This window comes from Moorena bouillonii PNG, assembly GCF_001942495.1.
In the GTDB taxonomy this organism is placed as follows: domain Bacteria; phylum Cyanobacteriota; class Cyanobacteriia; order Cyanobacteriales; family Coleofasciculaceae; genus Moorena; species Moorena bouillonii.
Genome location: NZ_MKZS01000001.1, coordinates 5109177 through 5121504 on the forward strand (window position 1 = coordinate 5109177; position 12328 = coordinate 5121504).

Sequence of the window (12328 nt, forward strand, 5' to 3'; positions counted from 1 at the left end):
GATGCCTCTCAAGACTATCAAGATAGCAATCCGTGTAGCAATTGAGATGATTTTGATCCCTATTCCCTATTCCCTATTCCCTGTTCCCTGTTTCCCTGTTCCCTGTTCCCTCTTCACTTTGCTAGAGTAGTTTAATCAAAATTAATCCCATGACCATAATCAATATGTCAAACAAACAACAAGATTACGATAGCGTTGTTAGGGATTTAGTAGCTGAATATGATGACATTTTAGGTGCAGTTATTCTCTATAAACAGTTACCAATTACTGAGTTAATAGGTAGATTAAATAAAACTGAAATTATAAAAATAGCCGATCAAATAATCGAGTTTCACAAATCTATTAACCGCTTACCTAGTCTGGTAAACAACGAAAAAATTTTGATGGAATCTAGAGATACTTTGCTGATTGTTGTTTTTTATCCTAATCAGTGTTTGTTGCTAGTTAAAGCTAAGCAAACTGATATCGTTGGCAGGATTCTACATGCTATTGAAGAAACCTCCAAAAAGATTCAGTCTTTACTTGACCCTAGAGCAGCTTATCGGAATGGTTATCAGTTCTTTGATCAGCCCAATGATAATGAAATAATATACAGGAAGAAACCCCTAAGTCCTGAATTTTAGGACGTTCCCAAATGTCAATACAACTGGGGCACAAAAAATTGCTCATTCAGAGGTGGGCGCACATAGTTATTGGGAGCCTTCTTGCGTGGGGGTAATTCTAGAGGTTCCGGTGTCATATCAACGTAGGGAATCTTGCTGAGAATATGACTGATGCAATTAAGGCGAGCCCGCTTTTTGTCATCAGCTTCCACCGTGAACCAGGGGGCTTCTGGAATATTGGTGTGAGCCAACATGTTGTCTTTTGCTTGGGAATATTCCACCCAGCGATCGCGAGATTCTAGATCCATCGGGCTGAGCTTCCAGCGACGAGCGGGATCGGTGGTGCGAGATTGGAACCGTCGTTCTTGTTCTTCATCGCTAACTGAAAACCAATACTTCAGCAAAATTATGCCGGATCTGACCAACATCTGCTCAAATTCTGGGCAGGTTTGCATGAATTCCTGATACTGTGCATCGGTACAAAAACCCATCACATGCTCCACCCCAGCGCGGTTGTACCAACTGCGGTCAAAACAGACAATTTCACCGGCTGCGGGCAGATGAGCTACATAGCGCTGGAAATACCATTGGGTCTTTTCCCGATCACTCGGTGTACCCAATGCCACAATTCGGCAGCCACGTGGATTTAGGGGTTCGGTAATCCGTTTAATAGTCCCTCCCTTACCCGCTGCATCACGTCCTTCAAACACAATCACAATGCGGGTTCCAGTATGCTTAGTCCAGTATTGCATTTTCACCAGTTCCAATTGCAGACGGGCAAGCTCCTTTTCATACATTTTCCTCGGAAGTTTAGAGCTGCCTTCTGCCTCAGAGATGTGGTAGAATACTCGTCGTTCTGAATTGGGTAGATTGGCCTTCTTTTGTTTCTTAAGTTTTTTCTTATTTAATTTTTTCTTATTTAATTTTTTCTTATCTTTCTTTTTACTATCTGCTGCTAGTAGATGATTCTTTCTGCTGGCCCGTTGGGACTTATCCCCATTCATAGATTTAGTTTTCATTGCTATACAACCCTGTATTTGTATTGAGCTTGATCTAGGGTGGGCAGTGGATCAGGCAGATTCACCAAGCTAGCCATCGGTTTGCTAGGCACTGCCCACTTTAGGATTTGCCCTTTGCCTAAAACCAAGCATTAATTGAGCTAAGAGGGAATTCACCGATTTTCTAATCCTCTAACTCGTTGCTCTAAGGCATTCATTCTTTCCTCTAAATTTAATTTATCAGATTCTTGGGTGATGCTATATCCAATCAATTGTTCTAATATCCTTTCTTGTCGTTGTTGGTTCTCTTGAGACATTAATTGTCTTTCTTGTAGTTCAAGTTGACCAGCTTGTAGTTCAGCTTGAACAGCTAGCATCTGTTCTAATATTGTCTCTTGCCGTTGTTGGTTCTCTTGAAACTTTAATTGTGTTTCTTGAAACTTTAATTGTGTTTCTTGTAGTTCACGTTGAACAGCTAGCATCTGTTCTAATGTTACTTCAATTCGATCTAATCTGTTCGAGCCGTTGTTAGTCATTGTTAATTTATTAATTTAATTAGGTCTTATTGATAGCCCTTGGCCAATGGCTATAATTTATTATGACTCCAAGCTTCTAACTCCTGAGATCTACGGTGGGCAGTGGATCAGGCAGATTCACCAAGCTAGCCATCGGGTTGCTAGGCACTGCCCACCCTACGATTGGTTGATCTACGGTGGGCAGTGGATCAGCCAGATTCACCAAGCTGGCCATAGGGTTGGTAGGCACTGCCCACCCTAGGATTAATGTGCTGGATAAAGTTAGTGCGTTCGCGTAGCGTAGCCCTTCGGGCTAATCGCAATTCTAGATCGCCTTGGCAAAGTTAGCTGGATCTTGGTCACGTCGGTGACGGATGGGAATAGCAGAACCTTGACCATTTCCTACTAAAGAGGCAGTTTTTTCCAGAGACTCTCTGAGCCTCTTAGCAGCATAGATAGACATATCCCGAGGAACACTAATTCTGTCGCGCAAATATCTAAGAGCAGGATCTGAACCCAACGGTGGCATACAGGTTTCCCCGGTAATCATGTCTGTCAAGGCACAACGCAGGGCTGGATCAAACAAGGTCTCGTCGGCGGGGTTAACTCGAATGATATTGGTGCGGTGTTTAAGCACTCGTTGGAGAGCTTCAGTACGGGAGGTTTCCGGTTCTGGGTAAGTTACATCCGGTAGTCCTTCCCAAGGACCATTGTCCACCCGTGCCTGATTGACTAACGTCTGGGGTTTATCGTTTGGCCAGCAACCCCCCATCTGGGGAGGCAAATCATGGACATGGGTGTGGAAGTCGCTCTGTGTGCCACGATAGGTAGGTCGGGTTTCCATGGCTTCAAACCAAGCTGCCAATCGGGGGTTTTCTTCCCTTAGAGAATAGCCTTTGTAGTAATAAAGACTGGCATTCATCCTTTCCACATAAGGAATGAAAATTACATCAACAGTACCGAACTGATCAAGAAAGTAAGGACCTGGAGTGGAGCTTAGGGCATTTTCCACCATCTCCACCACTTGAATAAATTGGTCTTGGTGATGTTGCTCTTCTTTAGATGAACGTGTAGGATAGCACAGCCAATTACACCAAGCTCTAAACAGAAGTCTCTCCAACTGCCTTAGCTTTATGACAGCCGGGTCTTTCATGCTTTGCTCTAAGGGTTTAAAAACCCGCTCTAATCCGATTAAAATGTCATCACTTTCGGTGATCAAGTTACCATCTAGCTCTAGGGCTGGTAGCATCCCGGATGGCACTTTCTGCTTGTACCAACGTTCTTTCTTACCATAACAAAACATGGTAATTTTTTTGATACGATAAGGAATTTGTTTTTCTTCCAACCATAGCCAAATTTTCTGGCAGTAAGGGCACCAAGCGTGGTTATCCCGGTATAGGGTAACCCGAATATCAGATTCAGTAAAACCAAATAGGCGCAAACAAGATTGAGCGTTAGTAGCGCCATTAACAGTATCTATTTTAAAATCCGTCAGAGCTTCTAGTTCTTGCCAGGTTAGGGGGGCGATACTCATGGTGGTAGGTTTAATTAGAGTTTGGTACAAAAGATACTATCGCAGATTTTGTGTAATACCGAGTTGCATTCAAAGAGAGTAGATTAGTTGGATAGGGAGATGGGGAAATAGGGAGATGGGGAGATGGGGAAATAGGGAGATGGGGAGATGGGGAGATAGGGAGATAGGGAGATAGGGAGATAGGGAGATGGGGAGATTGGCGGAAGAGAAAGTTGTACCTTTGACCGCAACTTAGTATAAGCATTCAGCTATCAGTTATCAGCTATTGAATAAAATAAGCTGACGGCTGATTGCTGACGGCTGAATGCTTAGAACCAAGACAGTGATAAAGCTGAGCTTGGTAACCATCCACGGATATTAAATTATTAACAGAATTCTCAGCAGAACAATTAGGTAACTCTTCAACTGTTGCGTTAAAATTCACCAACCATAAATCTAGGGGACTTGACAAATCAGCGACAGTTTGTTTAAGAGTGATAGCAGCCGGACAATTTGTCTGCTGGCACCGAATTTGGTCTTGATGTGCCAATAGAAATTGGGGATTGACGGAGGATAGTTTTTGATCAGCCTTCTGTTGGAATTCCCAAGCCAGCCCCATCATTTCACCAGTCTGTACCAAGGTGTTGTGAGTAGTAGCAATTAGTATCGGTACTGATGACTGTTGTTCAATTATGGGTACCAATAAATCTGGACGATAGTATTTTTGATAGCCTAGATTGCTGACTACGGTAATACTACTCAAAAACCCCATTATCAAAACTAGCGCTATGGTTTTTGGTCTACTAGGGCTACTATTGTCAGTGGAATTTGTGGTTGAGGCGCGAGGGTTACTCACGGCTAGGGCGGCTGCTACTAAGACAATCACAGCAGGGAAGTAAACGAAACTATACCGAGCACCACGGGTGAGGTCAGTACCAAGGCAGTAAGTAATACCAAAAAATAATGCGATCGCACTAATCAAGAAACTCCCTAAAACCCCTGTGACCAAACCAGTCTGAGGGTGATTTAGTTGTATTTTTAGATAGCGATAGAGAATCGGGAGCAACCAGATTAGAAACACCAACATCACCAAACCCGAAGCAATGACCACTATCAGGGAAGATGACTCTACGGGCATAAGAGATAACATGGTGATCCAAGCAGCGAAAGCTTGAAAAATTGGCTTGGTCCAAGCCCAACTCCCTTCAGTGCTACTGATAATCCATTCAGTCATCTGAGCATCGTAACTCGATAGCCACACCGGTAACCAAACTAATCCTCCCATGGCACTACCTGCCGCAACTGCACCAATGCGCCGGATTGGATAGGGTCGAGAAGGAGAAAGTTTGGCTAATCCCCAAAGTCCTAACAAAACCATGGCCTCAGCACACAGGGTCAGGAGAAAAAAATAGTGGGTTGCTATACCTAAACAATTAACCACTACCCAAGACAGGGATATCCAAATCGGCAGAACAGTCTGGCGTTGAAGATGTTGTACAGCAATAACTAAGCAGCACAGGGATGCCATCACCCACAGAATGGCTAAGGTGTAATGACGGGCTTCCTGGGCTAGAAAGACACCGTAGGGAGACACAGCCATAATTGCTGCTGCTAGTTGAGCCACTAACCGGGAACGAAACCCTACCCAGCTCAGTCCATAGATTACTGGAATTGATACTATACCGAACAGGGCGGGAAGCGATCGCATCCCCCAAATTACTAAGTCGCTATCCTGTAACGATGTTCCATCGAACGCCTGTACACCGAAGGAGAATAGCCTCATCCACCAGTTCGCCAGGACAAAATATAGGGGAGGGTGGTGATCCTCAGTAAATAAATGATGAATAACTGCTGATGCTCCCGATTCTGGATTAAATTCCAGTGGTTGTAACAGGGTAGATAGGGAAATGGCTTGGTCTAGGGGTAAGGTTTGATAACTATTGCCCAAGCTGAACACGATTGTGGCAAATTCATCGGTCCAGGGGGACTTCAGGGTGAGGTTAGTGAAGCGTAAAACACTGCCAATAGTAATCCAAAATAATAGCAACAGGGGCTGAAACCAGAGACTTCTCAGGAAAGTTTTCAAAAATAGTAACCTCAATCAGCAAAGGAGCACACTTGCCAATGGAATTGAAATAGATGACAGACAAAATATATGGAAACAGGGGGTTTTAGCCCCTAAGTTATTTTCACCTTCCGGCTACACCATGGAGGTGTTCAACTGCGATCACTGCGATCATTGTAGATTTACTGAATGTAGGTTTACTTAATATGCCTGTGATTACCACTAGTATTGATACTATTCTCAACCGTGCCTTAGGGGGTATTGATATATCACCCGATGAAGGGGTTGTGCTTTTGAAGCAAACTGAAGCTCAGGCCGTAGCGTCAATTCAAGAAACTGCGGATCGGTTGCGCTATAAACAAGTTGGGGATACGGTTACCTATGTTATCAACCGTAATATCAACTTTACCAATATCTGTACCCAGCACTGTAGTTTCTGTGCTTTTCGCCGGAATGCCTCTGACGAGGGTGCTTATTGGCTCGATTGGCAGCAAATTCATCAAAAAGCAGCGGATGCGGTGCGGCGGAATGCTACAGAAATTTGCATGCAGGGCGGACTCAACCCCAAGGCAAAGATAAATGGGTCAACCTTGCCCTATTACCTAGAGTTGGTAAAAACCATTAAGCAGGAGTTTCCTCAGCTGCATCTCCATGCTTTCTCTCCCCAGGAAGTGCAATTTATTGCTAAGCAAGATGGACTTAGCTATGCCCAGGTGATTGCTCAACTACAAGAGGCTGGTCTTGGTTCAATGCCAGGAACAGCAGCAGAGATTTTAGATGATCATGTCCGACGTATTCTCTGTCCAGAAAAGACCAATACCGCCACTTGGCTAGAGATTGTGTCAACAGCTCATCAACTGGGAATGCCCACAACCAGTACCATGCTCTCGGGTCATATTGAGACACCCCAACAACAAATGGCACACTTGGAAAAATTGCGATCGCTTCAACAAACAGCCCGTAACCAGGGATACCCTGGCTTAATCACCGAATTTATCTTACTGCCCTTTGTCGGACAGGAAGCCCCCAACGCATTACGCCATCGTGTTGGACGGGATCAACCGGTCTTGAAAGATGCTCTATTGCTCACAGCTGTAGCTCGGATTTTCCTAGGGAACTGGATTAAAAATCACCAACCCAGTTGGGTAAAACTCGGTCTTGCCGGGGCGACAGATGCCCTTAAATGGGGTTGTAATGATATTGGTGGCACATTAATGGAGGAGCATATCACCACTATGGCCGGAGCTATGGGGGGTACCTGTATGGAAGTAGAAACATTACAAGCAGCGATTCAATCCCTTGGGCGTCCCTATCAGCAACGAGATACAATCTACAACTATGCTCAAGTCCAGTTAATCACTTCTAATCTGGTTGATACCATACCTGTTACTTAGTAATTGGTAATTGCTAATTATTAATTACTAATTGGTAATTGGCGCACAACCAATTTTAATCAGATTCAACGGTCACACAGAGATATAAGCTCTTATCTTAATGTCCCTAGCAATCAAATCCATGACCAAAAAAAAGAAATCTTTTCTACTGCTAATTTTTGCAGCAGCCGTCTTGGTAGTAGGCGGTGGAGTAACCGCTTACTGGTTGCTAGTGCGGCGGCAGATTTTCAAACCAAATATTCAGGTCAGTACCCAGTTAGTTCCGCAAAATGCCTTCTTTACCGCATCAATTTCTACAGACTCCAAACAATGGCAACAGCTGCTAAAGTATGGCACAACTGAATCTCGACAAGTTTTGGAAAAACAGCTTGCTCAGTTGCAAGAAAATTTACTAACTGCTAACGGCTACAACTATCAGCAAGATATCAAACCTTGGTTGGGTGAAGACGTTACCTTAGCATACTTTAGCCCTAGAGAGTTATCACCAGCAGTCTTATCAAACGATCAATCAGCTTTTCCCAGTTTGATTGTACTACCCATTGACAAACTAACCCAAGCAATGGAGCTGTTCAAAAAAGCCAAATCTCAATCAGGGAAACAGTGGGTTGAGAGAACCTACAGAGGTATTCAGGTTTACGAAACGAACAAGAGTAACTCCCAAAAGTACTCAGTAGCAGTGCTGGGGCGTTTTTTAGTAGTGAGTGAAAACCCCAAAATTATTGATCAGGTGATTGACACCTACAAAGGAGATATTTCCGTAGCTAGTAAGTCTGGGTACCAAGATGCGATCGCTCAGATTAAAACTGATCAGTCCTTTGCTCAGTTGTATATTAATCTCCCAACTTTTTTAGCTGCAGTAGGCGCTGATTTCCAGGAGCAGGCTCAAACAACAGCAGCTAAACCCTTAAAGCAAGACATAGTCACAACAGTAACCCTAGCACCAGAGGGGATAAGTTTTGAAGGGATTTCCTGGCTCAAACCCAGAAGCACTGTTAACACCAGTAACCAAAATAGCGGTTCTTTTTTGCCTAGACGGATGCCAGCGAGTACCCTAGGCATTATATCTGGGGGTAACATCAGACAATTTTGGCAATACTATACCGAACAAGGAGCATTAAATTCTCTCATCCCCATTTCCCCAGACAATTTCCAAGCTGGATTGAAAACCACCTTAGGGTTGGATTGGGAAAAAGATTTATTATCTTGGATGGAAGGGGAATTTGCCCTAGCCTTAATACCAATGTCTCCCGAACAACTGGCGCTTCAGGATAACCCTTACTCTGCTCCCTTAGGAGCTGGGATAGCATTGATGGTAAAAGTAAGCGATCGCTCTAGTGCTCAAGCAACCCTACAGCAATTGGATGACTTAATCACCAATAGTTATCAGTTACCAGTAGTAGAAACTCAGGTAAACGGTCAACCAATGGTGAGCTGGACAGCTACTTTAGGAGGGGTGAATGCTACCCACGGCTGGTTAGAAGGGAATGTAGTCTTCTTCACCCTAGGAGCCCCCATTGCTAGTGAACTAGTCCCTCAACCCCAAAAGACACTAATTCAAGCACCTCTGTTTCAAAATACCGTACCAACCAAACCTAATCCCAACACTGGTCAATTTTTCCTTGATGTTGAGCGTACCCTCAACAGCAGTAATCTCAATCTCGCCCAACTACCAAGCCAGCAAGAAATCTTAGCAAAGGCAATTAATACCATCGGCTTAACGGTTGCTACAATCGACCCCAATCGTACCCGCTTTAAACTTTTTGTTCAGTTGAAAAAACAGTCTCAACCTAGTAAAGCTGCTGAAACTAAGAAGGGAGATAATCAGCAAAAGCCCTAAAGACGCTATTAGGTATTAGGTAAGCATTCAGCGGTCAGGGGTCAGTGGTCAGCGGTCAGTGGTCAGGGGCCAGGGGTCAGCGGTCAGGGGTCAGCGGTCAGTGGTCAGCGATCTACATTAGGCTGACGTAACTCAGATTAAACAAATGGTTACCTGTTGTCTTGATGCAGTCGCTCATGGGGGAAACCCCCAAGACCGCGCTGCATCGCTTATTCACAAAAGCTGATAGCTGATAGCTGATAGCTGATAGCTGATAGCTGATAGCTGAAAGCTGATAGCTGATAGCTGATAGCTGATAGCTGATAGCTGATAGCTGATAGCTGATAGCTGATAGCTGATAGCTGATAGCTGATAGCTGATAGCTGATAGCTGATAGCTGATAGCTGATAGCTGATAGCACTAGGCATTAGGCTTTAACTAATTCCTAAAGCCTAATGCCTAACACCTAACACCTTGAATTAACCGAGTACTACTTTATGCCATCGATACAGCACCAGATTTACCAGCAGCTTCCCTCAGGATTTCTGCTTTATCAGTTTCTTCCCAAGGCAGAATCAAATCAGTACGCCCGAAATGACCATAAGCTGCCGTGTCTTGATAGAAACGACCACCCCGTTCTGCGGGTAATCCGCGCAGATTGAAAGTTTGGATGATGCCAGCAGGACGCAGTTCAAAATACTTGTTGACCAATTCCAGCAAAATCTCCTCGTCCACCTTACCAGTACCAAAGGTTTCTACAAGGATACTTACGGGTCTAGCCACCCCAATCGCGTAACTCAGCTGGACTTCACATTTTTCTGCTAAACCTGCTGCCACAATATTCTTAGCTGCATAGCGACAGGCATAGGCAGCGGAACGGTCTACCTTAGTGGGGTCTTTGCCAGAGAAAGCACCACCACCATGCCGTGAGTAACCGCCATAGGTGTCTACAATAATTTTGCGACCAGTTAAACCTGCATCACCTTGGGGACCACCAACCACAAATTTCCCTGTCGGGTTCACCAGGAAGCGTGTTTTGTTATCCGGCTTAATATCGATATCTTGGAAACAGGGTTCCACCACTGCTGACCACAAGTCATCTTTAATTTTTGCCTGGACAGCTACCTCATCGGTAATATCACCAATAGTGGCATCGTGTTGGGTGGAAACCAGAATCGTGTCAATCCCAACCGGCTTGCCATCTTCATAAACCACACTGACCTGGGTTTTGCCATCAGGACGCAGGTAAGATAAATCACCAGTTTTACGTACAGCTGCCAGACGGCGAGAAACCCGATGAGCCAGGCTGATGGGCATGGGCATCAGTTCTGGGGTTTCGTTGCAGGCAAAGCCAAACATCAGACCTTGGTCCCCTGCACCAATGGCATCCAGTTCATCGTCACTCATTTCCTGCCGACTTTCCTGGGCAGTAGTCACCCCTTGGGAAATATCAGGAGATTGTTCATCAAGAGCAACTAAAACAGAGCAACTGTTGGCAGAGAAACCATTGTCGGCATCAGTGTAACCGATTTCAGCAATTTTCTTCCGCGCCAAATCAATCAAATTGACCTGGGCTTGGGAGGTAATTTCACCAGTAATCAATACCAAACCGGTGTTAACGACCACTTCTGCCGCAACACGGCTTTGGTGATCTTGAGCGAGCATAGCATCTAGGATAGTGTCAGAAATCTGATCACAGACTTTGTCAGGATGACCTTCGGTAACCGATTCAGAGGTAAATAAATAGCGACGAGACAATTATCAATTCTCCTTTAACTATTACTGAACCTGTATAGCATAGATCATTTTGAGTTGCTTGAACTCGCCACTATTAAAATTTTAAACTATTATTGTAGCATTTTTCATAAATTGATGATCAACAGATGCTGAATAAAAATCCTAAATCCTTTTTCAGAATGATTTGACGAGTAAATAGTCAAAAAAACTATACTTTTTGACTATTTACCTATTTTTTAATTCATGAATCATTAAAATCCATAATCCGAGCAACGTTTTATCCTCTCGCTCTCGTTTTTATGAAATCTGTGACATCCTCCCGACGCTAACCCGATGGGTATAGCGCGGGGTTCCCAATATCACTATTGGACATTGCTGCCCTACGCCACTGATCTAGGCTAAATGCCCCCGACAGCCCGACTTGACAGCCAATTTCTTTCCCCCAGAGTCCCTGGGTACTAAGTTTTTCTATGCCTCGATTACACAGTTCTTGAGCTGCGGCAACATCTCTATCAACACAGTAGCTACATTGAGGACAGGTATGCACCCGATCTTCTAGTTCTTTCCTGACTTCAACGCGGCAGTTAGGGCAGGTCTGGCTACTGCCTCTGTGGTCAACTTGATCGACAAATACATTGCGTCGCTTTCCTACGTATTTGAGAATGGTACGAAATTGACCAAACGCTCCGTCTAGAGTGTGTTTACCTAAAAACCCTTTTGCCATGATCCGGAAATCAATATCCTCTAAGAAGATTGTATCCGCCATGTCGCAGAGACAGTGAGCTAGCTTGAACTGATAATCTTTTCTCTTGAAGGCAATGTGATTGTGCTGCTTTTCTACCTTAATCCTGGCTTTTTCGTAGTTAGCCGAACGTTTTTGTTTCTTTGATAATCTACGTTGTAGCACTTTCAGCCGACGATGTAGATCTTTGAAGAATTTACGCCCAGGTTCGACAAAACCATCACTAGTAGCGCAGTAAGACAACAAGCCGACATCAACCCCAATCACATGACCGTGAGGCATTGGGTCAGGAATTTGAAGATCCGACTCGATAGTCACAACTGTAAACCAACCCACAGCTTTTTTGACTACTCTTACTTGCTTGATGGCAAACCCTTCTGGTATTGGTCGATGCAAGTTGATTGGCACCCTGCCTAGCTTTGGTAGCTTTATATGCCATCCAGTAATTGGATTGGTTTTGAACTGAGGGAAAAGCATTGACTTCATTTGTCCATACTTTTTAAACCTCGGAAAGCCGAAGCCGCGTTTGACAAAGAATTCCCAAGCGTCGTGGAGTCTTCTGATATTAGTTTGTAGCACCTGTGAGGGAACTGCTTTGAGCCTAGGAAACTCTTTTTTAGCTTTGGGAAGGTTGTTTTGCTGTTGCTGATACCCAGGAAACGGATAATCGGCACTCATGATGTATTCCGACTCCAAACTACACCTATCTATGGCACATTTTCGAGAGCTTATGTAGTCTTTTAGCTCCCTAAGTGCGTAGTTATAGGACACTCGACAAGTTTCTAGCCACTCACAAAGCAGCTCTACTTGTCTAGCATCTGGTTTTAGGCGATAGGTGTAATTCAATATCATAAAAATTATTATACTATATTTTTAATTAGTGATAAATAGCCTGACTGACTGACAAAAGGCGGTCACTGTTTTGTCAAACTGTTTGTCAGATGGA

At 44.1% G+C, this 12328-nt stretch carries 12 protein-coding genes; 4 read left to right on the top strand and 8 right to left on the bottom strand.

All coding sequences use genetic code 11. The features are described 5' to 3' along the window. Position 1: 1 nt before the first annotated feature. Positions 2 to 130, top strand: a complete 129-nt coding sequence (locus BJP37_RS43750; RefSeq protein ID WP_269087037.1) for a hypothetical protein — start codon at positions 2 to 4, stop codon at positions 128 to 130. Between the two features lie 19 nt (positions 131 to 149). After that, complete coding sequence (locus tag BJP37_RS20730) at positions 150 to 623, top strand: hypothetical protein (RefSeq protein ID WP_143727712.1); 474 nt, start codon at positions 150 to 152, stop codon at positions 621 to 623. 14 nt (positions 624 to 637) lie between these two features. Here the strand turns inward: BJP37_RS20730 and ppk2 are convergent, their stop codons facing one another. The 5 genes from ppk2 to BJP37_RS20750 form a co-directional block, all read right to left on the bottom strand. Then, the gene (ppk2, locus tag BJP37_RS20735) at positions 638 to 1606 is read right to left on the bottom strand and encodes a polyphosphate kinase 2 (RefSeq protein WP_075906320.1); all 969 of its coding nucleotides are present in this window, start codon (positions 1604 to 1606) and stop codon (positions 638 to 640) included. A gap of 167 nt (positions 1607 to 1773) precedes the next feature. Next, on the bottom strand, positions 1774 to 2136 hold the full coding sequence (locus tag BJP37_RS20740) for a hypothetical protein (protein ID WP_075901606.1): 363 nt from the start codon (positions 2134 to 2136) through the stop codon (positions 1774 to 1776). Between the two features lie 76 nt (positions 2137 to 2212). Then, complete coding sequence (locus BJP37_RS39690) at positions 2213 to 2365, bottom strand: hypothetical protein (protein WP_158069692.1); 153 nt, start codon at positions 2363 to 2365, stop codon at positions 2213 to 2215. Positions 2366 to 2440: 75 nt separating this feature from the next. Continuing rightward, positions 2441 to 3649 (bottom strand): glutathione S-transferase family protein, encoded by a 1209-nt coding sequence (locus BJP37_RS20745; protein ID WP_075901608.1) that lies wholly within the window; start codon positions 3647 to 3649, stop codon positions 2441 to 2443. Positions 3650 to 3911: 262 nt separating this feature from the next. Next, positions 3912 to 5714: a glycosyltransferase family 39 protein gene (locus BJP37_RS20750; protein ID WP_075901610.1), complete on the bottom strand. Its 1803-nt coding sequence runs from the start codon at positions 5712 to 5714 to the stop codon at positions 3912 to 3914. 185 nt (positions 5715 to 5899) lie between these two features. On the opposite strand from BJP37_RS20750, the gene cofH reads away from it, so the two are divergent. After that, positions 5900 to 7087 carry a 7,8-didemethyl-8-hydroxy-5-deazariboflavin synthase subunit CofH gene (cofH, locus tag BJP37_RS20755; RefSeq protein WP_075901612.1) on the top strand — a complete coding sequence of 396 codons (1188 nt, stop codon included), beginning with the start codon at positions 5900 to 5902 and terminating at the stop codon, positions 7085 to 7087. A gap of 121 nt (positions 7088 to 7208) precedes the next feature. Further along, on the top strand, positions 7209 to 8924 hold the full coding sequence (locus BJP37_RS20760; RefSeq protein ID WP_229415394.1) for a DUF3352 domain-containing protein: 1716 nt from the start codon (positions 7209 to 7211) through the stop codon (positions 8922 to 8924). A 209-nt stretch (positions 8925 to 9133) separates the two neighbouring features. On the opposite strand, the gene BJP37_RS39695 is transcribed toward BJP37_RS20760, so the two are convergent. From BJP37_RS39695 to BJP37_RS20775, 3 genes are all read right to left on the bottom strand, one after another. Further along, on the bottom strand, positions 9134 to 9331 hold the full coding sequence (locus BJP37_RS39695) for a hypothetical protein (RefSeq protein ID WP_158069693.1): 198 nt from the start codon (positions 9329 to 9331) through the stop codon (positions 9134 to 9136). A gap of 67 nt (positions 9332 to 9398) precedes the next feature. Continuing rightward, on the bottom strand, positions 9399 to 10661 hold the full coding sequence (metK, locus tag BJP37_RS20770) for a methionine adenosyltransferase (protein WP_075901616.1): 1263 nt from the start codon (positions 10659 to 10661) through the stop codon (positions 9399 to 9401). Between the two features lie 304 nt (positions 10662 to 10965). After that, positions 10966 to 12234 (bottom strand): RNA-guided endonuclease InsQ/TnpB family protein, encoded by a 1269-nt coding sequence (locus BJP37_RS20775; RefSeq protein WP_075901618.1) that lies wholly within the window; start codon positions 12232 to 12234, stop codon positions 10966 to 10968. Positions 12235 to 12328: the final 94 nt, after the last annotated feature.